This window comes from Exiguobacterium sp. SH31 (assembly GCF_001816105.1).
Lineage (GTDB): Bacteria > Bacillota > Bacilli > Exiguobacteriales > Exiguobacteriaceae > Exiguobacterium > Exiguobacterium aurantiacum_A.
In genome coordinates, this window is record NZ_LYTG01000079.1 from 2501 (window position 1) to 27346 (window position 24846).

General features: G+C 53.7%; 20 protein-coding genes, 2 rRNA genes and 1 riboswitch (1 of these 23 running past the window's edge). All 22 genes read left to right on the forward strand.

Annotated features, from left to right (window positions below):
* Positions 1–2180: ribosomal RNA gene (locus A6395_RS10930) — 23S ribosomal RNA — on the forward strand (it extends 734 nt beyond the left edge of the window).
* 51 nt (positions 2181–2231) lie between these two features.
* A 5S ribosomal RNA gene (gene rrf / locus A6395_RS10935) occupies positions 2232–2347 on the forward strand.
* 85 nt (positions 2348–2432) lie between these two features.
* Positions 2433–2624, forward strand: a complete 192-nt coding sequence (locus tag A6395_RS10940; protein ID WP_034809046.1) for an NETI motif-containing protein — start codon at positions 2433–2435, stop codon at positions 2622–2624.
* Positions 2625–2765: 141 nt separating this feature from the next.
* A riboswitch (purine riboswitch) is annotated at positions 2766–2867 on the forward strand.
* 69 nt (positions 2868–2936) lie between these two features.
* Positions 2937–3425, forward strand: a complete 489-nt coding sequence (gene purE, locus A6395_RS10945; protein ID WP_131444201.1) for a 5-(carboxyamino)imidazole ribonucleotide mutase — start codon at positions 2937–2939, stop codon at positions 3423–3425.
* Positions 3425–4519 carry a 5-(carboxyamino)imidazole ribonucleotide synthase gene (gene purK / locus A6395_RS10950; protein ID WP_071399050.1) on the forward strand — a complete coding sequence of 365 codons (1095 nt, stop codon included), beginning with the start codon at positions 3425–3427 and terminating at the stop codon, positions 4517–4519. The genes purE and purK overlap by 1 nt, the downstream gene beginning before the upstream one ends.
* Positions 4516–5808 carry an adenylosuccinate lyase gene (purB, locus tag A6395_RS10955; protein WP_071399051.1) on the forward strand — a complete coding sequence of 431 codons (1293 nt, stop codon included), beginning with the start codon at positions 4516–4518 and terminating at the stop codon, positions 5806–5808. Before purK ends, purB begins: the two co-directional genes overlap by 4 nt.
* A 48-nt stretch (positions 5809–5856) precedes the next feature.
* Positions 5857–6561: a phosphoribosylaminoimidazolesuccinocarboxamide synthase gene (gene purC / locus A6395_RS10960; RefSeq protein WP_071399052.1), complete on the forward strand. Its 705-nt coding sequence runs from the start codon at positions 5857–5859 to the stop codon at positions 6559–6561.
* Positions 6558–6800 carry a phosphoribosylformylglycinamidine synthase subunit PurS gene (gene purS, locus A6395_RS10965; RefSeq protein WP_021065194.1) on the forward strand — a complete coding sequence of 81 codons (243 nt, stop codon included), beginning with the start codon at positions 6558–6560 and terminating at the stop codon, positions 6798–6800. The genes purC and purS overlap by 4 nt, the downstream gene beginning before the upstream one ends.
* Positions 6797–7477, forward strand: a complete 681-nt coding sequence (gene purQ, locus A6395_RS10970) for a phosphoribosylformylglycinamidine synthase subunit PurQ (protein WP_070328802.1) — start codon at positions 6797–6799, stop codon at positions 7475–7477. The genes purS and purQ overlap by 4 nt, the downstream gene beginning before the upstream one ends.
* A complete protein-coding gene (purL, locus tag A6395_RS10975) occupies positions 7461–9680 on the forward strand; it encodes a phosphoribosylformylglycinamidine synthase subunit PurL (protein WP_071399053.1) in 2220 nt (739 codons plus the stop codon). Before purQ ends, purL begins: the two co-directional genes overlap by 17 nt.
* Complete coding sequence (purF, locus tag A6395_RS10980; RefSeq protein WP_071399054.1) at positions 9656–11065, forward strand: amidophosphoribosyltransferase; 1410 nt, start codon at positions 9656–9658, stop codon at positions 11063–11065. Before purL ends, purF begins: the two co-directional genes overlap by 25 nt.
* Positions 11066–11077: 12 nt before the next feature.
* A complete protein-coding gene (gene purM / locus A6395_RS10985; RefSeq protein WP_071399055.1) occupies positions 11078–12112 on the forward strand; it encodes a phosphoribosylformylglycinamidine cyclo-ligase in 1035 nt (344 codons plus the stop codon).
* Complete coding sequence (purN, locus tag A6395_RS10990; protein ID WP_071399056.1) at positions 12109–12687, forward strand: phosphoribosylglycinamide formyltransferase; 579 nt, start codon at positions 12109–12111, stop codon at positions 12685–12687. Before purM ends, purN begins: the two co-directional genes overlap by 4 nt.
* Entirely contained in the window at positions 12684–14204 is a 1521-nt protein-coding gene (purH, locus tag A6395_RS10995) for a bifunctional phosphoribosylaminoimidazolecarboxamide formyltransferase/IMP cyclohydrolase (protein WP_071399057.1), read from the forward strand. The genes purN and purH overlap by 4 nt, the downstream gene beginning before the upstream one ends.
* 13 nt (positions 14205–14217) lie before the next feature.
* On the forward strand, positions 14218–15471 hold the full coding sequence (gene purD / locus A6395_RS11000) for a phosphoribosylamine--glycine ligase (protein ID WP_071399058.1): 1254 nt from the start codon (positions 14218–14220) through the stop codon (positions 15469–15471).
* A gap of 270 nt (positions 15472–15741) precedes the next feature.
* On the forward strand, positions 15742–17853 hold the full coding sequence (locus tag A6395_RS11005; RefSeq protein ID WP_255569984.1) for an EAL domain-containing protein: 2112 nt from the start codon (positions 15742–15744) through the stop codon (positions 17851–17853).
* A gap of 176 nt (positions 17854–18029) precedes the next feature.
* A complete protein-coding gene (locus A6395_RS11010) occupies positions 18030–19772 on the forward strand; it encodes an adenine deaminase C-terminal domain-containing protein (protein ID WP_071399060.1) in 1743 nt (580 codons plus the stop codon).
* Between the two features lie 67 nt (positions 19773–19839).
* Entirely contained in the window at positions 19840–20145 is a 306-nt protein-coding gene (locus A6395_RS11015) for a YerC/YecD family TrpR-related protein (RefSeq protein ID WP_016509246.1), read from the forward strand.
* Positions 20146–20180: 35 nt separating this feature from the next.
* On the forward strand, positions 20181–21563 hold the full coding sequence (locus A6395_RS11020; protein WP_083274110.1) for a TrkH family potassium uptake protein: 1383 nt from the start codon (positions 20181–20183) through the stop codon (positions 21561–21563).
* Positions 21564–21575: 12 nt separating this feature from the next.
* Positions 21576–21809: a hypothetical protein gene (locus tag A6395_RS11025; RefSeq protein ID WP_016509263.1), complete on the forward strand. Its 234-nt coding sequence runs from the start codon at positions 21576–21578 to the stop codon at positions 21807–21809.
* 91 nt (positions 21810–21900) lie between these two features.
* A complete protein-coding gene (gene pcrB, locus A6395_RS11030; protein WP_071399061.1) occupies positions 21901–22581 on the forward strand; it encodes a heptaprenylglyceryl phosphate synthase in 681 nt (226 codons plus the stop codon).
* A 40-nt stretch (positions 22582–22621) separates the two neighbouring features.
* Positions 22622–24838: a DNA helicase PcrA gene (gene pcrA, locus A6395_RS11035; RefSeq protein WP_070328812.1), complete on the forward strand. Its 2217-nt coding sequence runs from the start codon at positions 22622–22624 to the stop codon at positions 24836–24838.
* Positions 24839–24846: the final 8 nt, after the last annotated feature.

Genomic DNA, 24846 nt, shown 5'->3' on the forward strand with positions numbered 1-24846 from the left:
ACCCATGTCCAGGATGAAGGTCAGGTAACACTGACTGGAGGTCCGAACCCACGCACGTTGAAAAGTGCGGGGATGAGGTGTGGGTAGCGGTGAAATGCCAATCGAACCTGGAGATAGCTGGTTCTCCCCGAAATAGCTTTAGGGCTAGCCTCGAGGTGAAGAGTTCCGGAGGTAGAGCACTGATTGGACTAGGGGCCCCCACAGGGTTACCGAATTCAGTCAAACTCCGAATGCCGGCAACTTGTACTCGGGAGTCAGACTGCGAGTGATAAGATCCGTAGTCGAAAGGGAAACAGCCCAGACCATCAGCTAAGGTCCCAAAGTGTATGTTAAGTGGAAAAGGATGTGGCGTTGCACAGACAACTAGGATGTTGGCTTAGAAGCAGCCACCATTCAAAGAGTGCGTAATAGCTCACTAGTCGAGTGACGCCGCGCCGAAAATTTAACGGGGCTAAACATACCACCGAAGCTATGGATTCCGTAAGGAATGGTAGGGGAGCGTTCCAAGCAGCAGTGAAGCGGTATCGTGAGGAGCCGTGGAGCGCTTGGAAGTGAGAATGCCGGTGTGAGTAGCGAAAAGAGGGGTGAGAATCCCCTCCGTCGAAAGCCCAAGGTTTCCTGAGGAAGGCTCGTCCGCTCAGGGTTAGTCTGGACCTAAGCCGAGGCCGAAAGGCGTAGGCGATGGACAACAGGTTGATATTCCTGTACCGCCGTACCACCGTTTGAACGATGGGGGGACGCAGAAGGATAAGGTAACCGTGCGACTGGAAGTGCACGGACAAGCAGCGAGGCCGTCGGGTTGGCAAATCCGCCCGGCATACAAGGTTGAGCTGTGATGTGGAGCCCGTAGGGCGAAGTACCGGATTTCACGCTGCCAAGAAAAGCCTCTAGTAAGGAGGTCGGCGCCAGTACCGTAAACCGACACAGGTAGGCGAGATGAGAATTCTAAGACGCGCGGGATAACTCTCGTTAAGGAACTCGGCAAAATGGTCCCGTAACTTCGGGAGAAGGGACGCTTATGGCAACATAAGCCGCAGTGAATAGGCCCAAACGACTGTTTAGCAAAAACACAGGTCTCTGCTAAATCGCAAGATGAAGTATAGGGGCTGACGCCTGCCCGGTGCTGGAAGGTTAAGGGGATGTGTCATCGCAAGAGAAGCACTGAACCGAAGCCCCAGTAAACGGCGGCCGTAACTATAACGGTCCTAAGGTAGCGAAATTCCTTGTCGGGTAAGTTCCGACCCGCACGAAAGGCGTAACGATTTGGGCACTGTCTCAACGAGAGACCCGGTGAAATCATAGTACCTGTGAAGATGCAGGTTACCCGCGACAGGACGGAAAGACCCCATGGAGCTTTACTACAGCCTGATATTGAGGCTTTGTACGCGATGTACAGGATAGGTGGGAGTTTGTGAAGCCGGAGCGCCAGCTTCGGTGGAGACATCCTTGGGATACCACCCTTTGCGTATAGAGTCTCTAACTCGCAGCCGTGATCCGGCTGGAGGACCGTGTCAGGCGGGTAGTTTGACTGGGGCGGTCGCCTCCTAAACAGTAACGGAGGCGCCCAAAGGTTCCCTCAGAATGGTTGGAAATCATTCGTAGAGTGCAAAGGCAGAAGGGAGCTTGACTGCGAGACCTACAAGTCGAGCAGGGACGAAAGTCGGGCTTAGTGATCCGGTGGTTCCGCATGGAAGGGCCATCGCTCAACGGATAAAAGCTACCCTGGGGATAACAGGCTGATCTCCCCCAAGAGTCCACATCGACGGGGAGGTTTGGCACCTCGATGTCGGCTCATCGCATCCTGGGGCTGGAGTAGGTCCCAAGGGTTGGGCTGTTCGCCCATTAAAGCGGTACGCGAGCTGGGTTCAGAACGTCGTGAGACAGTTCGGTCCCTATCCGTCGTGGGCGCAGGAAATTTGAGGAGAGCTGTCCTTAGTACGAGAGGACCGGGATGGACGCACCGCTGGTGTACCAGTTGTTCCGCCAGGAGCATCGCTGGGTAGCTACGTGCGGACGGGATAAGTGCTGAAAGCATCTAAGCATGAAGCCCCCTCCGAGATGAGATTTCCCTTTGAGCAATCAAGAAAGACCCCTCAGAGACGATGAGGTAGATAGGTCATGGGTGGAAGCACGGCGACGTGTGGAGCTGAATGATACTAATCGGTCGAGGCTTTGATCTAGAAACGGTTTGAACTTGATGAGTCTTCAGTTTTCAGGGAACAATTCCCTTGTCTGGTGGCGATAGCGAAGCGGCCACACCCGTTCCCATGCCGAACACGGAAGTTAAGCGCTTCAGCGCCGAAAGTAGTTGGGGGTCTCCCCCTGTGAGGATAGGACGTCGCCAGGCAAACGGTGGTTCTGGAGCATTCGCTCAAGGGCCGCCGCTTTTTTGTATTTTGTATCGTGACTCAAATGAAGGAGAGGAATAACAGATGGCCAAGAAAATCAAAGTATACGTCGAGCCAAACGAGACAGTCGGTGAGTGTTTAGACCGAATCGCTCAAATGGGGTATCGCCCGGTACGAAGGATTGAAAAGCCTGTCTTTGAAAAAACGGGAACCAAAGACGAACCTGTTCATTCTCATCAATCAATCTTATTTGAGTGCGTTGCTCTCAAACCATAATGCCAAACCGTCACGAATGCGTGGCGGTTTTTTTGTTTTTGTAAAAACAGCGTAAAGACGAACGATAAATATTCAGACAATTAAATTGTTCGCTGTTTGTTGACATGTTTTCAAAGAACAAGGTACGATAGGCTTGTGAGTTAAGAAAATCAAATATTGCTCCATATAATCGCAAGGAAATGGCTTGCAAGTTTCTACCTGATCACCGATTCTGATCAGACTATGGGGTATAGCCGACATTTTTTTGTCATGGCCTATACCCTAAACTGTTTAATCAGTTTAGGGATTTCTTTATTTAAGGGGGACGTTGATGTGAAGGCAACAGTAGGTGTGATCATGGGAAGTTCTTCTGACTGGAAGACGATGAAGCATGCGTGCGACGCGCTAGAAGAATTAAATATTCCATACGAAAAGCAAGTCGTCTCCGCGCATCGAACGCCGGACTTGATGTTCCAATACGCCGAAGCGGCTCGGGAACGAGGGATACATGTCATCATCGCCGGTGCAGGCGGGGCGGCCCACCTTCCGGGTATGGTAGCAGCGAAGACGACGCTTCCGGTCATCGGAGTCCCGATTCAATCGAAAGCACTGAACGGACTTGATTCGTTACTGTCAATCGTTCAAATGCCAGCAGGTGTTCCTGTCGCAACGGTCGCCATCGGAAAAGCCGGAGCGACAAACGCCGGACTGTTTGCCGCTCAAATTCTCAGTCTTCAATTCCCTGAAGTCATCGATCGTCTAGAAACATATCGTCAACAAAAACGAGACATGGCACTGCGCGGAACGGAGGAGCTCGTCTAATGAGAATCGGGATATTAGGCGGAGGACAGTTAGGCCGGATGATGTCACTCAGTGCGAGCGCAATGGGTTACGAGACGCTCAGTCTCGACCCGAACCCGACGGCTCCGGCAGCCCAAGTCGCACCGAGCATCGTCGCCGGGTTCGACGACATCTCAGCGGCAAAAGAACTAGCAGCCCGTTCAGACATCGTCACGTACGAGTTTGAAAATATCGACTCGGCGATGATAGAGGCGATCGCCGACAAATGCCCGCAAGGGATGGACGTGTTAACAGCGACGCAGCATCGTCTGTTCGAAAAACAGATGATCGAAGCGTCCGGCTTGCGTGTTGCACCGTACATGCCGGTCCGATCGGTACGTGACGTTCATCGGGCCGAAGATTTGCTAGGACTCCCATTGGTCATCAAAACATGCCGCTTCGGTTATGACGGGAAAGGGCAAACCGTGCTCCGGACATCACAGGACGTACGCGCGTTCACAGAACAGTTCAATGAAGATGAATATGTCGCCGAGGCGTGGTTGCCATTCCGAAAAGAAATCTCGGTCATCGTGACGAGAGGCGCACATGAGACGACAACATTCCCAATCAGTGAAAACATCCATCAAAATAACATCTTACATTTATCGATCGTTCCGGCCCGGCTCGACACCGGCATTCTAGAAGATGCGCGCCATTTAGCACTTCAGCTCGCTGACCATGTCGGATTGATCGGCACGCTCGCCGTCGAGCTGTTCGTGATGGAGGACGGTTCACTATATGTGAATGAACTGGCCCCACGCCCCCACAATTCAGGGCATTATACGATTGACGCCTGCGAGACGTCACAGTTCGAACAACACATCCGCGCGATTACGGGCATGTCACTCGGACGGACGACACAGTACACACCGGTCGTCATGGTCAATCTGCTCGGCGAACATATGGATAAAGTGAACCCACAAACGTTACCATCGAATGTTAAACTACATCTGTATGGAAAAGAAGAAGCGAAACCCGGACGGAAAATGGGGCACTTGAACGTGCTCGGCAGTACCGTCGAGGACGCGCTTCACACCATCGAACAACTGGCAATTTGGAAGGAGACCGTTTTATGATTTCACGTTACACCCGTCCCGAGATGGCGGCGATTTGGACAGATCAGAACAAGTTTGATGCATGGCTCAAAGTAGAGCTTTACGCTTGCGAGGCGTGGAGCGAACTAGGCGTCATCCCGAAAGAGGACGTCAACGTATTATGGGACAAGGCATCATTCGATGTCGAGCGTATTCTTGAGATCGAGCAGGAGACGCGCCATGACGTCATCGCCTTCACACGGGCCGTCTCAGAGACGCTCGGAGACGAGAAGAAATGGGTCCATTACGGTCTCACGTCGACCGATGTCGTCGATACGGCGCTATCGTACTTGATCAAACAAGCGAATGACATCCTTGAAGCCGATATCGATCGCTTCATCGACATCCTCGCCGAGAAAGCGAAAGCCCATAAATATGACATCATGATGGGTCGTACACACGGAGTCCACGCAGAACCGACGACGTTCGGTTTGAAACTCGCACTCTGGTACGAAGAGATGAAGCGAAACAAGAAACGGTTCATGGCCGCACGCGAGACGATCGAGTTTGGAAAAATGAGCGGCGCCGTCGGGACGTTCGCTAACATCGACCCGTTCATCGAGTCGTACGTGTGTGACAAGTTAGGGATTCAAGCAGCCCCGATCTCGACACAGACGTTACAGCGTGACCGCCACGCCGAGTACATGTCGACGCTTGCTTTGATCGCCACATCCATCGAGAAAATGGCGACCGAGATCCGCGGCCTTCAAAAGACAGAGACACGTGAGGTCGAAGAGTTTTTCGCCAAAGGCCAAAAAGGTTCGTCGGCGATGCCGCATAAACGTAACCCGATCGGTTCGGAGAACATGACGGGACTCGCCCGCGTGATTCGCGGTCATATGGTGACGGCATATGAGAACGTCCCGCTTTGGCACGAACGCGATATCTCGCACTCGTCAGCAGAACGGATCATCCTCCCGGATGCGACCGGCCTTCTGAACTACATGCTCAACCGCTTCGGCAACATCGTGAAGAACTTGACGGTGTTCCCGGACAACATGCGCCGCAACATGGACCGGACGTTCGGGATCATCTTCTCACAACGCATCCTGCTCGCCTTGATCGAGAAAGGCTGGTCACGTGAAGCCGCTTATGACGCGGTCCAACCGAAAGCGATGCAAGCGTGGGAAGAAGAGACAATGTTCCGGACGTTGATCGAGCAAGATGCCGAGATGGGCGCACTCTTCACGAGTGACGAGCTCGATGACTTGTTCGACCCGAGCCATCACGTACGTCGTGTCGATACAATCTTTGAACGCTGTGGTTTGTGATCGTTGAGGGGCGCTATGCCCCTCTCACTTTAAAGGGGGACGATACAGATGGAAGCAATCTACGAAGGTAAGGCGAAAGCGTTATACGAGACAGAAGAACAAGGTGTGCTCCGTGTCTACTATAAAGATGACGCGACGGCATTCAACGGAGAGAAAAAACAATCGATCGCAGGGAAAGGTGTGTTGAACAACGCCATCACGACGCGTTTGTTCGAGCTCATGCACGACAACAAGATTCCGACCCACTTCATCAAGAAACTGTCAGACCGCGAGCAGCTCGTACGCCGCGTCGACATCATCCCGCTTGAAGTCGTCGTACGCAACGTCGCCGCAGGGAGTCTCGCTAAACGGCTCGGCTGGGAAGAAGGGACGCCGCTGTTGTCGCCGATCGTCGAGTTCTACTATAAAGATGACGCACTCGGAGATCCGCTTTTAACAGAGGACCATATCCGCTTACTGCAAGTCGCCACACACAAAGAAGTCGAAACATTGCGACAACTCGGGTTGTGGGTGAACGATGTCTTGCTCGACTTCTTCGACAAACGCGGTATCGATTTGATCGACTTTAAACTTGAGTTCGGTAAACTCGATGACACGATCATCCTCGCCGATGAGATTTCGCCCGACACGTGTCGCCTGTGGGATAAAGAGACGAAACAAAAGCTCGACAAAGACGTGTTCCGCAGAGACATCGGATCACTGACAGAGACGTACGGCCAATTGTTAACACGCATAGGGGGAACTGACCAATGAAAAAAGTGAATGTGTACGTGACATTACGTGAAAGTGTACTTGACCCACAAGGCGTCGCCGTCAAAGGCGGACTCGAGCATCTCGGCTTCACAGGCGTCGAATCGGTACGAATCGGTAAAGTCATCGAACTTCAAGTCGCAGACGAGACGACCGAGGCGATGGTGCGTGACATGTGCGAGAAATTACTCGTCAACACTGTCATCGAGAACTATCGGATCGAGATGGGGGTACTCGCATGAGGTTCGCAGTCATCGTCTTCCCGGGATCAAACTGTGACCTCGACATGTATCATGCGGTCAAAGACGTGCTCGGGGAGGAAGCGGAATATGTATTCCACACGGAGACGTCACTTGTCGGTTTTGATGGTGTGCTGTTACCAGGCGGGTTCTCATACGGGGACTACTTGCGTTGCGGCGCGATCGCCCAGTTCTCACCGATTATGAGTGAGGTGAAGCGGTTCGCTGAAGAGGGACGTCCGGTACTCGGCGTCTGCAACGGGTTCCAAGTGCTCGTCGAGGCAGGACTTCTACCCGGCGTATTGATGCGCAACCGTGATTTGAAGTTCATGTGCAAGACGGTCGAACTGAAAGTCGAGACGAACGAGACGATGTTTACGAGCGATTATGCGGTGGGCGAGACGATTCGCGTCCCGATTGCACATGGAGAAGGCAACTACTACTGTGACGAAGCAACACTTGAGACATTGCGAACGAATGGCCAGATCGCTTTCACCTACACAGACAACCCGAACGGATCGGTCGCGAACATCGCGGGCATCACAAACGCGCAAGGAAACGTGCTCGGCATGATGCCGCACCCGGAACGAGCGGTCGAGGCGATGCTCGGCGGAGAAGACGGCAAACGGTTATTCACTTCGATTGTAAAATGGGGGACACGACATGTTACTTACAACTGAACCGACAGCGACGCACATCCGTGAACAAAGACTGTATGCCACAATGGGGCTCACTGACGACGAATACGCACTCGTCGTCTCGCTCTTAGGCCGTGACCCGAACTACACCGAGATCGGTTTATTTTCGGTCATGTGGTCTGAACACTGTTCGTACAAAAACTCGAAGCCAGTGCTCCGTAAATTCCCAACGACCGGAAAACACGTCCTTCAAGGACCCGGTGAAGGGGCTGGAATCGTCGATATCGGCGATGGTCAGGCGGTCGCCTTCAAAATCGAGAGCCATAACCACCCGTCGGCCATCGAGCCGTATCAAGGTGCGGCGACAGGTGTCGGCGGGATTATCCGCGACATCTTCTCGATGGGCGCACGTCCGGTCGCACTCCTCAACTCGCTCCGCTTCGGAGATTTGAACGAATCACGTGTGAAACATCTCTTCGGCCACGTCGTCTCCGGCATCGCTGGCTACGGCAACTGTGTCGGCATCCCGACGGTCGGCGGAGAAGTCGCGTTCGATCCGGCCTACGCCGGCAACCCGCTCGTCAACGCGATGTGTGTCGGTCTCATCCGCCACGAAGACATTCAAAAAGGGATTGCCGAAGGAGTCGGCAACTCGGTCATGTACGTCGGGGCGACAACGGGACGCGACGGCATTCACGGTGCCACGTTCGCCTCTGAAGAGCTCGGCGAAGACGCCGATGAGAAACGTCCGGCCGTCCAAGTCGGCGACCCGTTCATGGAGAAGTTGTTGATTGAGGCGTGTCTTGAAGTCATCAAACATCCGGCCCTCGTCGGCATTCAAGACATGGGTGCGGCCGGTCTGACGTCGTCTTCGGCTGAGATGGCATCGAAAGCGGGCATGGGTATCGAGATGAACCTCGACCTCGTCCCACAACGTGAGACGGATATGACGCCTTACGAGATGATGTTGTCCGAGTCACAAGAACGGATGCTCCTCGTCGTCAAGGCAGGACACGAAGACGAGATCGAAGCGATCGTAACGAAGTGGGGACTTCATGCGATCAAGATCGGCGAAGTCATCGAGCAGAAAGTGCTCCGTCTCGTCCATCACGGCGAAGTAGCCGCTGAAGTGCCGGTCGACGCGCTCGCGGAAGATGCGCCAGTCTACCATAAACCGTCAAAAGTTCCAGCATACTACGAGGCGTTCCAAGCGATGACACCAGTTCAACCGGTAGTCACAGACGTGCTCGCGACGTGGAAAGACGTGCTCGCGATGCCGACGATTGCTTCGAAACGCTGGGTGTACGAGCAATACGACCATATGGTCCAAACGTCGACCGTCGTTGCACCAGGCAGCGACGCGGCCGTCATCCGGATCCGTGACACGGACAAGTCGCTCGCGATGACGACCGACTGTAACGCGAAATATGTCTACCTCGATCCGCGCGTCGGCGGTGCCATCGCAGTCGCTGAAGCGGCGCGCAACATCATCGCGAGCGGTGCCGAACCACTCGCGCTCACCGATTGCTTGAACTTTGGGAGTCCGGACAAACCGGAAGGGTTCTGGCAGCTCGACCAAGCCGTCGAAGGTATGGCCGAGGCGTGTTTAGCACTCGACACACCGGTCATCGGCGGGAACGTCTCGCTTTATAACGAGTCGAACGGGACGGCGATCTACCCGACACCGGTCGTCGGCATGGTCGGTTTGATCACGAAGCCGGAACATATCACGACGTCACACGCCAAGACAGCGGGAGATGTCATCTTCCTTCTCGGCGATACGAAGCCTGAATTTGGCGGCAGTGCGCTACAAATGTTACAAGACGGAAAAGTGAGCGGACAAGCACCGACGCTCGACCTCGAGATCGAGAGCCGTCACCAGCAATCTCTGCTCACGGCAATTCGTCAAGGACTCGTCACGGCAGCTCACGACGTGTCAGAAGGTGGCTTAGCAGCGGCACTTCCTGAGCTCGTGTTCGGAACGGGGCTCGGTGCAGACGTCAGCGTCGACACGGATCTCGTGACGACACTGTTCAGCGAGTCACAGTCGCGCTTCCTCGTCACGGTCGCGCCAATTCACGCGGACACGTTCGCCAAATTGACGAACGCCACACGAATCGGTCAAGTGACCGAAGCGGCGCAACTGACGGTCCGCTCGAGCGATCGGTTAATTGAAATGGACGTCACTGAACTTGAACGTGTATGGGAAGGAGCTATTCCATGTTATATGACATCCGAGGCATGAACGAGGAGTGTGGGGTGTTCGGGGTGTTCAATCACCACGAAGCGTCACACCTCGCCTACTACGGACTGCACAGCCTGCAACACCGAGGTCAGGAAGGGACGGGCATCGTCACGGCTGACGGCGAACGCCTGCACGCGAAACGCGGGCTCGGTCTCGTCGCCGAAGTGTTCGATGAGGCGTCGCTCGATGCCCTCACGGGACATCACGCCATCGGTCACGTCCGTTATTCGACCGCGGGCGGCAACACGCTTGAGAACGTCCAACCGCTCCATTTCAAATCGCTCACCGGGGACCTTGCGATGGCGCATAACGGCAACCTCGTCAACGCCAACGAGTTGAAGCATATGCTCGAGGCGGAAGGGGCGATCTTTCAGACGACGTCTGACACGGAAGTCGTCGCCCACTTGATCAAACGGAGCCGCGGCAACTCGTTGAAAGAGCGGATCTCGGACAGCTTGGCGCGTCTCGTCGGCGCGTTCGCGTTTCTTTTCTTGACGGAAGACGCGCTCTACGTCGGCGTCGATGTCCATGGTTTGCGTCCCCTCTCGCTTGGAAAGACTGAAGACGGGGCGTTCGTGTTCGCTTCAGAGACGTGCGCGTTCGACGTCGTGGGGGCGACGTACGTACGTGACGTCGAACCGGGCGAACTGTTGATGATCACGAAAGACGGGATTGTCTCAGAACGTTACAGTGAAGCAGCGGTCCGGGCGATGTGTTCAATGGAATACATCTACTTCTCGCGGCCAGACTCGATCATCGACGGGATTAACGTGCATACGGCCCGTAAGGCGATGGGGAAAAAGATGTTCAACGAGGCACCGGTCGAGGCGGATGTCGTGACCGGTGTCCCGGACTCGAGCATCTCGGCAGCCATCGGGTACGCCGAGGCGAGCGGGATCCCGTACGAGATGGGTCTCATTAAAAACCGTTACGTCGGGCGGACGTTCATCCAGCCGTCACAAGAATTGCGTGAGCGCGGCGTCAAGATGAAGCTGTCGGCGCTTCGTGGGGTTGTCAACGGCAAGCGTGTCATCATGGTCGATGATTCGATCGTCCGGGGCACGACGAGCCGCCGCATCGTCAAGTTGCTGCGGGAAGCCGGGGCAACCGAGGTACATGTGCGCATCACGTCACCACCGATCAAACATCCGTGCTATTACGGTATCGATACATCATCAAAGGACGAGTTGATCGCGGCCATCAAATCGATCGAAGAGATTAAACAAGAGATCGGGGCCGACTCATTAGCGTTCCTCACATTAGACGGTACGGTCGAAGCGATCGGCCGACCGTTCGAAGGAAACTTGCGCGGGCAGTGTGCCGCTTGCTTCACCGGACTTTATCCAACTGAACTGGCGGAACTTGTGACAGAGACAAAAGCTTGAGGGGGACTGACGATGAGTTTAAGATATGAACAAGCGGGTGTGAATTTAGAGGCAGGTTATGAAGCGGTGTCACGCATGAAGCGTCACGTCGCACGGACGATGCGTCCAGAAGTGATGACCGGACTTGGCAGTTTCGGGGCGATGATCGATCTCGGCTCGATGCAATTGAAACATCCAATCCTCGTGAGCGGGACGGACGGGGTCGGCACGAAGCTAAAACTCGCGTTCGCGCTCGACCAACATGATACGATTGGAATCGATTGCGTGGCGATGTGCGTCAACGACTGTCTCGTCCACGGAGCCGAACCGCTCTACTTCTTAGACTATATCGCGACTGGAAAAGCGGAACCGGCGAAGCTCGAACGCATCGTCGCGGGTGTGGCCGAAGGCTGCGTCCAAGCAGGGTGTGCTCTCGTCGGCGGCGAGACGGCCGAGATGCCGGGCATGTATCCGGACGGGGAGTACGATATCGCCGGGTTTGCCGTCGGTGTCGTCGAGGAAGAGTTACTCATCGACGGACGGACGATCGAAGCGGGGGACATCGTTCTAGGGTTAGCTTCGTCAGGTGTCCATTCGAACGGTTTCTCGCTCGTCCGTCACATCGTCGAGACGCAAGGGCTCGAGTACACGGATGAAATCGCGATGCTCGATACGACGCTCGGGAACGCCTTATTGCTACCGACCCGCATCTATTCGGAAGCGGCGAAAGCGGCCATTTCGACCGGACTCGTCCAAGGGATGGCCCACATCACTGGCGGCGGTTTCTATGAGAACGTGCCGCGCATGCTGCCTGAAGGTCTTGGTGTCACGTTTGATGCATCAAGCTGGCCGAGCCTGCCGGTATTCGACTGGCTCGAACAAGTCGGCCATGTGTCGAAGCAAGAGATGTTCAACGTGTTCAATATGGGCATCGGCTTCATGATCACGGTACGTCCCGAAGACGTCGACACGGTACAAGCCGCGCTCGAACGAATCGGGGAGACGTCGCATCGAATCGGCAAAGTCGAAGCGAAACCAGGCGTCCGGATTATGGGGGTCGACCAGTGAAGCGGTTCGCTATCTTCGCCTCTGGCTCTGGGAGCAACGCCGAAGCGATTTGGGAAGCGATTGAGCGTGGCGAGCTGAGCGGACAGTGTATGCTCCTCGTCACGGATAAGCCTGAGGCGAAAGTGCTCGAGCGGGCAGACCGTCATCATATCCAGACGTTCTCGTTCGAGCCGAAGGCGTATGCGTCGAAGTCAGAGTTTGAGTGGGAGCTGCTCGTTCTGTTAGAAGCGCTACACGTCGACTATATCGTCTTGGCGGGTTATATGCGTTTAATCGGGGATGTGCTGCTCGCGGCGTATCCAGGTCGGATCATCAATATCCATCCGTCGCTCTTGCCGGCCTTCCCAGGAAAAGATGCAATCGGTCAAGCGCTTGCCGCGAACGTGTCGACGAGCGGTGTCACCGTCCATTACGTCGACGCCGGGATGGACACGGGTCCAATCATCGCGCAAGAAGAAGTCGACATCGCGGGATGTGACCGTATCGAGGCGGCCCACCGGATTCAAGCGATCGAACACCAACTCTATCCACGCGTATTACAACAAGTGTTGAACCAACAGGAGGTTTTCAAGTGAGAGCATTACTGAGTGTGTCAGATAAAACAGGTATCGTCGAACTCGCGCGCGTCTTGCACGAAGCGGGCATCGAACTCATCTCGACAGGCGGGACGGAAGCGGCACTCGTCGCGGCCGGACTGCCCGTGAAAAATATTTCGGAAGTGACATCGTTCCCCGAGATGCTCGACGGACGTGTCAAGACGCTGCATCCGCTCGTCCATGGCGGTCTGCTCGGACGCCGTGATTTAGATTCACACGTCGAACAGATGAAACATCACCACATTGAGCCGATCGACTACGTCGTCGTCAACTTGTATCCGTTCAAAGAGACGATCGCAAAAGAGAACGCGACGTATGAAGAGGCGATTGAAAACATCGATATCGGTGGCCCGAGCATGCTCCGTTCAGCCGCGAAAAACCATGCCAGCGTGACGGTCGTCGTCGACCCGGCCGACTACGGCAACGTTGCCGCAGAGATTCAGAATGGCGGTACGTCGTTTGAGACGCGGCAACGACTCGCTTTGAGGGCGTTCCGTCATACGGCGGCGTACGACGCCTTGATTGCCGACTATTTAGGTCAGCAAATCGGCGAAACGTTCCCAGAACAGCTGACGGTCACGTACGAAAAAGTCCAAGACCTTCGTTACGGGGAGAACCCGCACCAACAGGCGGCGTTCTATAAGACTCCGCTCTATGACGGCATGACGCTCGCCAACGCGGTGCAACTCCACGGCAAAGAACTCTCGTACAACAACATCCAAGATACGAACGCGGCGCTCGAGGCGCTCAGCGAGTTGACGGAACCGGCAGCGGTCGTCGTCAAACATATGAATCCATGCGGCGTCGCTGTCGGTCGGACGATCAGCCAAGCGTTCGCTCGCGCCCATGCGGCCGACCCGATCTCGATTTTCGGCGGTATCGTCGCCCTCAATCGTGAAGTCGACCTCGAGACGGCAGAAGCGCTCCGCAACATCTTCTTAGAGATCGTCATTGCCCCATCCTTTAGTGAGGCAGGACTTGACCGATTGAAAGAGAAAAAGAATTTACGTCTATTGACGCTTGAGATGGGGCAGATGACAGGCATGCGTCTGACGGCAGTCGCGGGCGGTCTCCTCGTCCAAGACGGCGACGACATGATACTCGACGATGCTTCGTGCCAAATCGTGACCGACCGTCGCCCGACGGCGGCCGAATGGGAAGACTTGAAGCTCGCGTGGCGTGTCGTCAAACACGTGAAATCAAACGCAATCGTCGTGGCGAAAGACGAGACGACGATCGGCATCGGTGCCGGACAGATGAACCGAGTCGGTGCGGCGAAAATCGCTTTCGAACAGGCAGGGGACCGTGCAGTCGGTGCCGCGCTTGGCAGCGACGCGTTCTTCCCGATGGGCGATACGGTCGAAGCTGCAGCTGCAGCCGGCATTACGGCCATCATCCAGCCAGGTGGTTCGATTCGGGACGACGAGTCGATTGAAGCGGCGAACCGTCACGGCATTACGATGGTGTTCACTTCAGTCCGACATTTCAAACATTGAGAGGAGCAAGAGGATGAACGTACTCGTCATTGGCCGCGGCGGCCGTGAACACGCGCTCGCGTGGAAGTTGAGACAAGACGGGCATGACGTATTCGTCGCCCCGGGTAACTTGAACATGGACGGTGTGACGTGTGTGCCGATTGAAGAGACGGACGTCACCGCACTCGTCCGCTTCGCAGAGACCGAAGACATCGATTGGACGATCGTCGGGCCTGAGTCAGCGCTCATGGCGGGTGTCGTCGATGCGTTCAACGCGAGCGGACGACGCATCTTTGGACCGACGAAAGCAGCGGCGTTGCTAGAAGGCAGCAAAGCGTTCGCGAAAGAAATCATGCGTGAAGCGAACATCCCGACAGCAGCTTATGAGACGTTCACGGAAGCGGAAGCGGCGCTCGCTTATATTGAGTCAATCGGGGCACCGCTCGTCGTCAAAGCGGACGGTCTTGCAGCTGGAAAAGGAGTCACGGTCGCCTTCTCGCTCGATGAGTCACGTGCGGCGATTCGCGACATCTTCACGACCGACAAGTTCGGTGACCAGTCACGCGTCGTCATCGAAGAATTTTTAGACGGAGAAGAGTTTTCACTCATGGCGTTCGTCTCCGGTGAACACGTCATCCCGATGATCACGTCGCAAGACCATAAGCGCGCGTTCGACGGGGACAAAGGACCGAACACGGGCGGGATGGGCGCGTATAGCCCGATGCCGCATTTAGAAGAAGCCGTTTATAGTGAGTCGGTGGAACGTGTGCTCGTCCCGCTCGCGCGGGCGATGGTGGAGCGGGGGACGCCGTTCGAAGGATTTTTATATGCGGGTCTGATTCTGACGGAAGACGGACCGAAAGTGATCGAGTTCAACGCCCGGTTCGGTGACCCTGAAACGGAAGTCATCCTCCCGAACTTGGCGTCGCCGCTCCTTGACGTCATCGAGGCGGTCGTCGCTAAACGACCGTATGCGATTGAATGGCTTGACGGGTATACGATTGGTATCGTCGTCGCGGCCGCCGGTTATCCGGAACGAGCGACGACAGGGCAAGTGCTCTCAGATTTTGAGCGCTTACCGAAAGACGTGCTCGTGTTTCATGCGGGGACGACGCGTGACGGTAGTCACATCATCGGGAACGGTGGGCGACTGTTCGTCATCACGTCGACGAAACCGACCTTGCTTGAAGCGAAGACGGCGGTTTACGCCGCGCTCGAACAGTTAACATTACCGCACACGTTCTATCGTCGAGACATCGGCGGACGGGCGCTTGCGCGGATTTTTTAAAGGATGGGTCAACCCATCCTTTTTTTCATGCGAAAAAAAGGGAATACCGGCTTCCTGCTCTACAATGGTGAAGTAGATTGAAGGAAGAAGGTGGTCGGTCTGCGTGTCCAAACGAAGTTGTTTATTGCGTTAGCGATAAACATCGCAGTGTTTATAGGGGTCATCTCTTTTATCATAAAGCCCTACTTTATCGAAAAAAGTATTGAGCAAGATCAGGTGATGACTCGCAATCAAATCGACAGCGTTTCCGAAGTGTTTGCCAATCGTCGAATGGTGCTCGAGAGTACGATGATTGATTGGGCAATCTGGAATGATTCTTATGACTTCGTGCAAGGTCAAAACAAGTCGTTCATTCAAAACAACATGAGTCCTGACACATTAGAGAATCTAGACGTTAGCGCGATGGTCTTTTTAAATGAAGATCGAGAACTGATTCATTCTGAGTTTAGTCGTTTTTATGAATTAGAAAGTCCATTAGAACGAAATAATTTCACAAAAGAGATTTCTCGTTTTGTCAACGTGTCCGGGATCAAGCAAAATGCGGTGTATGGAACAGATTATGGCCCGGTTATCTTTATGAGTCATCCCATTTTGAAAAGTGACAGGTCCGGACCTGCAAAAGGGACATTAATTGTTATTCAAAAAATTGGTCCTGATTTTATTTCTACTGTCAGTGCACAAGCGAAAGTCCCAATTACGATTAGTCCGTTCTCTCATAATAAATTGACAATCGAGAAAAATGAACAATTTGTTCGAGTCTCAATGCCGCTTCAATCCGTCTATCAAGACGCGAATTGGGAAGTAAACTTCTCAATCAAGCGGACAAACTATTTAAATACAATATCAATGCTTCAAACCGGTATGTTAGGTTTATTCATCCTTGGATTAGGATTACTCCTTACCTTGTTTTGGACAATCAATCGCTTCGTCACACAACGACTGCTAAAAATAGTAGATGAGTTAAAAAACATCAAGTTCGAACGAAACAGTCGTTTACGTATTCGATTGAATAGGAAAAATCGGGATGAAATCGAGGAAATGGCAGTTAGTATCAATAACGTATTAGACTCGCTTGATCAGATGAGGACAGAATCATTAAACCGCGCTTTCCGAGACTCGTTAACTAGACTGCCGAACCGGCTTGCGGTAGAGGATATGTTTGGACATATGCTTGGGAAATCCAAAGTGGTAGCCGTACTAGGAATCGATATAGATAATTTCCGCCGCTTCAACGATCAATTTGGACAGAGAACGGGAGATGCGATGTTAACCTTTCTAGCTTCCCGTTTGAGTTTTTACAAAGAAGATGGATTTGCCGCGAGAATAGGGGCGGACGAATTCATGTTCATTCATCCCCATTGGACCATTGAAGAAATGCGTTTAGTGGCGAACCAGCTCGTGAAAGATTTGACAGAGTGGGGACGAAAGCAAGGGATGACTGGACTGACGGCCAGTATTGGAATGGACGAGCTGAGCCCCACGGAAAATTATACGTACGAAACGATGATGGGACGTCTAGATGCTGTTTTGCATGAAGTTAAGCTTTCAGGTAAGAATAAAATCCTCTCTTACCAGGAAATTGAAGACGGAAGCCACTATCTTCAGACGCTTGTGATGGAACGCGATTTAAGGCACGCTCTCAAACATGGTGAGTTTGAACTTCATTATCAACCAATTGTCTCGCCACGCCCGTTCGCTGTTTGTGGGGTCGAGGCGCTCATCCGCTGGAATCATCCGAGCAAAGGTCCAATCTCACCGGGCGTGTTTATCCCTGTGGCTGAACAGTTAGGTCTCATCTCGGACGTTGGACGTTGGGTGCTTCGCCAGGCGGTCCAAGAAATCCAAGAACATACGGAACGGCACAACTTGTTCCTATCGGTCAACGTGTCGAAACGGCAAATTGCGGACGGGTCTTTTCTTGAGGAGTTGGAAAGCGTTTTGTTTGAGTCGGGGTTTGAACCTTCGTTACTCCACATCGAAATTACCGAGACTGAGGTCGGAGGCAACATATACGAGCTGCAACAGTTCATCCGTTCGCTCAAAGCACTCGGCGTCAAGATCTCACTCGACGACTTCGGTGTCGGCACATCGTCGCTGTCATTTTTGCAATCGCTGCAACTCGACATCATCAAAATCGATCAAAACTTCGTCAAAGGGATTCCCGAGAACACGTTCGACCGGGCCCTCCTTGAAGGACTTTATCAGACGTTTCATGCCCTAGGACTCGAAATCGTCACCGAAGGAATCGAACGTCCGGAACAGCTCGCGTTCGTGCTCGAACATAGCGGTTCATTGATTCAAGGTTACCATTACAGCAAGCCGGTTCCGCTCGCGCAACTGGAGCATTATTTGAAGAAAACGGCAATGATGTACGAATGGTGAAGGCGCCTCTGCGAAGAGGCGTCTTTATTTATGTGAATTTCGTGTGAATTCCGTTACAATTGGCAACATAGCTTGCAGGTGTTTCATAGAAAAGGTAAACTTGAAACAAATGAAAGAAAACGCTTACAATATTATTTTTTGATACTATTGAAGCGATTAAGGGAGGACTGGGTTCGATGCCTTTAAAACGATCGGCGCGGGCACCGTGGTCAAAAGCGATGATTCGCTCACAACTTGAAGTCGTGGATCAATTGCGACCACCTTCGCTCGTATTGACAAACGCCACATACTTAAATGTATACGTGAAACAGTGGAAACAGGCTAACATATGGATTGAAAACGACCGCATCGTTTACGTCGGACCAGACGTGCCGGAGGCGGCCGTCGAGACAGTCGACATGACCGGGAAATATGTCGTACCAGGTTACATCGAGCCTCACGCGCATCCGTTCCAACTTTATAATCCGGCGACGCTGTCGAAGTATGCAGGCGAGCGGGGTACGACGACGCTCGTGAACGATAACATGCTTCTTTTTTTACAAGACATGGAGCAAGCGTTTGCGCAACTCGAGGCGATTCAACAGCTCCCGACGAGTACGTATTGGTGGGCTCGGCTCGACACGCAAACCGAGCTCGACCGCGACAGCGTCCTCGTCGACTCGGAGCGCGTCCACGCTTGGTTCAATCATCCTGACGTCGTCATGGCCGGAGAATTGACGGCTTGGCCGCGTACGTTAAAAGGTGACGATGAGATGCTCCAATGGATGCTCGACGCGGAGACGTGCGGTCTCCCGGTCGAAGGACATTTCCCAGGCGCGTCCGCGAAGACGTTGACGAAGATGGCGTTGATGGGTGTTCACAGCGACCATGAGGCGATGACGGCGAACGAAGCGTTATGCCGACTCGAACACGGCTATACGACGACACTCCGCCATTCGTCGATCCGTCCTGATTTGCCGGGCATGATCCGCGGATTGTTGGACGCAGGTCTCGAAGCGTACGACCATTTGATGGTGACGACGGATGGTTCGACCCCTGGGTTTTATCAAGACGGTCTGCAAGATGCGCTCGTGAAGATTATGATTGAAGCGGGTCTGCCTGCCATCGAGGCGTATCGGATCGTGTCGCTCAACGTGGCGCGGCATTTCGGACTCGATCACGTCCTCGGCTCGATTTCACCGGGACGGATCGCCCACCTGAACATCCTCGATGCGATCGATGAGCCGCGTCCGTCGGCCGTCATCGCTAAAGGCCAATGGATCTACCGGGACGGGGCCTCGCTCTTCCCGAACGAACTCATTGAGGCGGCGCTCGCGCTCATGCCGGCGACCGACGTCACGATCGACTTGACGCCAAACGATTTATCGTTCAGCATGCCGGTCGGACTCGATATGGTCAACTCGGTCATCATGAAGCTGTTTAAAATCACACACGACACCGGTCAAGACGAACTGCCGCGCGACTGCGACGAATCGTTCTTGATGCTGTTAGATAAAGAAGGGAAATGGCGGCTCAATACGGTACTGAAAGGGTTCGCTAACGATTTTGGCGGTCTTGTCAGCTCGTATTCGATCAGCGGCGACTACTTGATTCTCGGTAAGTGTAAACAAGATATGTTGATGGCGTTCGAACGGATGAAAGAGCTCGGCGGCGGAATCGTCCTCGTCGACCGGGGGGAAATCATCGCGGAGATCCCGTTACCGCTTTGTGGGATGACTTCGACAGAGCCGCTCGAGCAATTGATTGTCCAAGAACAACGGTTGCGTGCCGAGCTGATCGCCCGAGGCTATCACTTCGAGGATCCGATCTATACGTTGCTGTTCCTGGCGTCGACCCACTTGCCATACGTCCGGGCGACACCGCTCGGTATATACGAAGTTATGAAAAAACAAATACTATTTCCGGCGATTTTACGATGAACAGTTGAGTCCGAGCCGGTCGTGCTTTAGAATGATAAAGAAGTACGATGAGAGAGGATGCTTGCGGATGCAACTCGATAAATTACGAGGACGAGAGCTCGATCAGCTTTTTGAAGCGATTTTGAAGCTCGACACACTCGAAGACTGTTATCAACTATTCGAAGATTTAGCGACCGTCAACGAAGTGCAGGCGTTGTCCCAACGGTTAGAAGTGGCACGCCAAATTCGTGAAGGCAGCACGTATCATAAAATTGAAGAAGCGACAGGTGCTTCGACGGCCACGATTTCTCGCGTCAAGCGTTGCTTGAATTACGGGTCAGGCGGCTATGATCTTGCCCTTGAACGTCTACAACAATCAGAAGGTGACTCGTAAGAGTCATCTTGTTTTTGATGGAGAGGAGGGGCGAGATGCAAGATAAGTTCATGAAGCGAAATTTACAGCTGTTTTTCCGGAAATTGACGCCAGTCCAGACGCTCGTTTTAATTTATAGCGCGGCGGTCGTCCTTTCCGTGGTTTTGTTGGCTCTGCCGATTGCAAGACAACCTGGTGTCACCATCACGTTCACCGATCTCGTCTTCTTCGCGGTCAGTTGCGTCAGTGTTACCGGACTCACCCCGATCGTCGTGACCGATACGTTCTCGACGTTTGGACTGTTCATCATTTTATTCATCGTTCAAGTGAGTGGGGTCGGTTTGATCAGTCTCCACGTCATCATGTGGATTTTGCTCGGGAAACGGATCGGATTCCGCGAGCGCCAGTTGATTTTGCGCGACCAGAACCAGACGTCGATGTCTGGCATCGTCAAATACATCGCGGAAATCGTCATTACCGTTATCGCGATTGAAGCGGTAGGGGCAATTCTGCTCGGGGTCCATTACTTAAACTACTTTGATACGGCCGGAGAGGCGTTCCTGCAAGGCCTGTTCGGTTCGATCAGTGCGACGACGAACGCCGGGTTCGATATTACCGGCAGCTCGCTCGCACCGTTCCGTGAAGACCCGTTCGTCATCTTCACGCAAATCGTGCTCATGACCGGCGGAGCGATCGGCTTCCCAGTGCTCGTCGAGATCCGGACGTACTTGACGAACCGGATCAGTCGCAAGAGCGAGAACTTCCCGCGTCGTTTTTCTTTGTTCACAAAGTTGACGGTATCAACGTTCTTCAGTTTGATCGCCGTAGGTACGGTCGGTCTGTTCTTGTTCGAATACAATAACGCGTTCAAAGATTTACCGCTTTGGCTCGCGCTTTCCGATTCGTTGTTCCAGTCCGTGACGACGCGAAACGGAGGGCTGTCGACGGTTGACGTCAACTTGTTCTCCGAAGGCAGTATGCTGCTCTTATCCATCTTGATGTTCATCGGGGCCTCGCCGTCTTCTGTCGGCGGGGGGATTCGGACGACGACGTTCGCCGTCGCCGTGCTCGGAGTCATCGCGTTCATTCGCGGGGACTCGTCGATCAAGGTGTTCGGACGTGAGATCGTGCTCGAAGATATTTGGAAAGCGTTCGTGATCATCACGGTATCGCTTGCTGTATTACTGACCGGAGTGTTGATTCTCACGTTCTTTGAGGACGCCTCACTTACGCGCATTTTGTTTGAGGCGTGTTCGGCGTTCGGGACGACCGGGCTTTCGGTCGGGCTCTCGTCGGAGTTTAGCAATGTCGGTAAATGGGTGCTCACCATTCTCATGTTCATCGGTCGGATCGGTGTCATCGCCTTTATCTTGCTCTTGCAACGAAGACAGCCGAAGCGGATGTACAACTATCCGAAAGAATCGATTATCTTAGGTTAAGGAGATTGTGACATGAAGGCATTTTGGATCAATTTCGGTTACGTGTTCGCTGTTCCGGTGTTGCCGTTTATCGCCGTCGTGAACGGAACGGCGCTTTGTTCGCCGGATTCACCGCTACTCGATATCCCCGTACTTGGCTTTTTCTTGGCCAACCCGCTCTGGTTCGTCCCGGTCTATGGTTTGTTCGCGCTCCTCGTCGCCAAATGGTTGACGGAGCGCGAGCGTAGCCGGACCGCACGTACATGACTTGCTTCGGCAAGTCTTTTTTTTGTCCAACAGATGCAACCTGTCCTAAAAATCGCTACACTAGAGAAGGTATCGAATGGAGGGAAGATGGATGGATTTTCAGACGTGGCGCCATGTGTTTAAACTGGACCCGAACAAACAGCTCGATGAATCGGCACTTGCCGCGCTCGTCCGTTCAGGTACGGACGCGTTTCTCATTGGTGGTACGGACGGGGTCGATGCGGAGAACACGTTCGCCCTTTACGCACGGCTGCAAGGTTGCGGGATTCCGGTCGCGCTCGAGATGAGCCATCCTGAACACGCCATCCGTGGATTCAATCATTACTTTATCCCGACGGTGTTGAACGCAGGCACCGTCGATTGGGTCGTCGGTCATCAAATGCGGGCTTTCGAACGTTACGGCCATCTGTTTGACTCAAACAACGTGACCGGGCAAGGGTATATCGTCTTGAATCCGGAAGCGAAAGTGGCCGCTGTGACCGGGGCGAGAGCGACGTTGACGCTTGAAGAAGTCGTCGCCTACGCCGAAACAGGTCATCATCTGTTCCGTCTCCCGTCGCTTTATCTCGAATATAGCGGCACGCTCGGTTCACCTGACGTCGTCAAAGAAGTGAAGCTGGCTTTACCCGATGCCCACGTGTTTTATGGGGGCGGCATCGACGGGATCGACACGGCCCGGATGATGGCCGAATACGCCGACACGATCGTCGTCGGCAACATCATTTACGACAATCTCGAAGGGGCGCTTGCGACTGTGCAAGTAGTCCGTTAAAATAAGAACAAATGTTTGGAAATAAGGAAGGATACCCCCTATGTATAACTTAAGCGAAGAATTAGTCAAAGGCATGAACCCGCCACAAGCAGAAGCGGTCAAATATACAGATGGTCCGCTCTTGATCATGGCTGGTGCCGGATCAGGTAAGACACGTGTGTTGACGCATCGCGTCGCCTATTTGATGGCGTCGAAACAGATCGCACCATGGAATATTCTCGCGATCACGTTCACGAACAAAGCAGCCCGTGAGATGAAAGACCGGATTGCCCGTCTCGTCGGCGGCGTGGCGGACGACATTTGGATTTCGACGTTCCACTCGATGTGTGTGCGCATCTTGCGCCGCGACATCGACCGGATTCGTTACGACCGTAACTTCTCGATTTTGGATTCTTCCGATCAGCTCACGGCGATCAAGCAAGTGCTCAAAGAGTTGAACCTCGATCCGAAGAAGTACGAGCCCCGGACGTTGCTCGGGATGATCTCGAATCATAAAAATGAACTGCGCACAGCGAAGGACGCGGCCGGACTCGTCGGCAACAATCCGTATGAAAAAGTCATCTCGGACGTCTACACGGCGTATGAGAAGAAGCTGAAACACAACAACGTCCTCGACTTCGATGACCTCATCATGAAAGCGATCCAGTTATTCGAAGAAGCGCCGGACGTGCTCGCGTTCTATCAGAAGAAGTTCCAATACATCCACGTCGATGAGTATCAAGATACGAACCGGGCCCAGTATACGCTCGTCAAGATGCTCGCGGCCGCTCACGAGAACCTTTGTGTCGTCGGTGACTCGGACCAGTCGATCTATCGCTGGCGCGGGGCCGACATCGCCAACATTTTGACGTTCGAGAAAGATTATCCGAGCGCGCACGTCATCTTGCTCGAACAGAACTATCGGTCGACGAAACGGATTCTAGAAGCGGCGAACGGGGTCATTAAAAACAACTCGACCCGTAAAGACAAAAACTTATGGACCGATAACGACGAGGGAGAGAAACTGCTCATCCACGTCGCCTCGGACGACCGGGACGAAGCATTCTTTATCATCAACGAGATGAAAGAACTGCGCCAAGAAGGCATCGAATACGGCCAGATGGCCGTCTTATATCGGACGAACGCCCAGTCGCGTGGTCTCGAGGAAACGTTGCTCAAGTCGAACATCCCATACAAGATGGTCGGCGGCACGAAGTTCTATGAGCGTAAAGAAATTAAAGACATCCTGTCGTACTTGCGCTTGATCGCCAATCCGGACGAGGACCTCTCGTTCGTCCGCGTCGTCAACGAACCGAAACGCGGCATTGGCGCGGCGACGGTCGATAAGCTCGGCGACTTCGCCGGTATGCAAGGCGTCTCGCTCATGGAAGCGATCCGCGACATCGAACTATCGGGCATCGCGCCGCGAGCGGCGACGAAGCTGACCGAGTTCCGCCAGCTCATGATCGACCTTCGGCAAATGGCAGACTATTTGTCGATCTCTGAACTGATTGAAGAAGTGCTGAAGAAGTCTGGCTATGAAGAGATGCTTAAAATCGAGAAGACGCTCGAAGCCGAGAGCCGCCTCGAGAACTTACAAGAATTTCTCTCGGTCGCTCAAAACTTTGAGAAGGAGAGCGAAGAGCAGACGCTCGTCGCCTTCTTGACCGATTTGACGCTCGTCTCAGACCTTGACTCGCTTGAAGAGGTCGATGAGTTGCATCAAGTGACGCTCATGACACTTCACTCGGCGAAAGGGCTCGAGTTCCCGGTCGTCTTCTTGATCGGGATGGAAGAAGGGTTGTTCCCGCACAGCCGTTCGTTGAATGACCCGGAAGAGATGGAAGAAGAACGCCGTCTCGCCTACGTCGGCATCACCCGTGCCGAGAAACGCCTGTATTTGACACGGGCCCAGTCGCGCATGTTGTACGGACGGTTCCAAAACAATCCGGAATCCCGTTTTTTGCACGAGTTGCCGGAAACGCTGCTCGAACGTTCCGGCAAAGCGAAGAAAGCGATGCCGTGGAATCCGGTCGAATCACCTGGGAAGTTGCCAGTCAACGGGTTCAGCTCGAAACCGAAGCCAAAAGTCGCCCAATCGTCAGGTGCCGAGTCGATGAGCTGGCAAGTCGGGGATAAAGCGAATCATAAAAAATGGGGACAAGGGACGGTCGTTCAGACACGCGGCGAGGGCGATCAGCTCGAACTTGATATCGCCTTCCCGCAAGTCGGGATTAAACGCCTGCTCGCCAAATTTGCCCCGATCGAAAAAGCGTGAGGTGATCG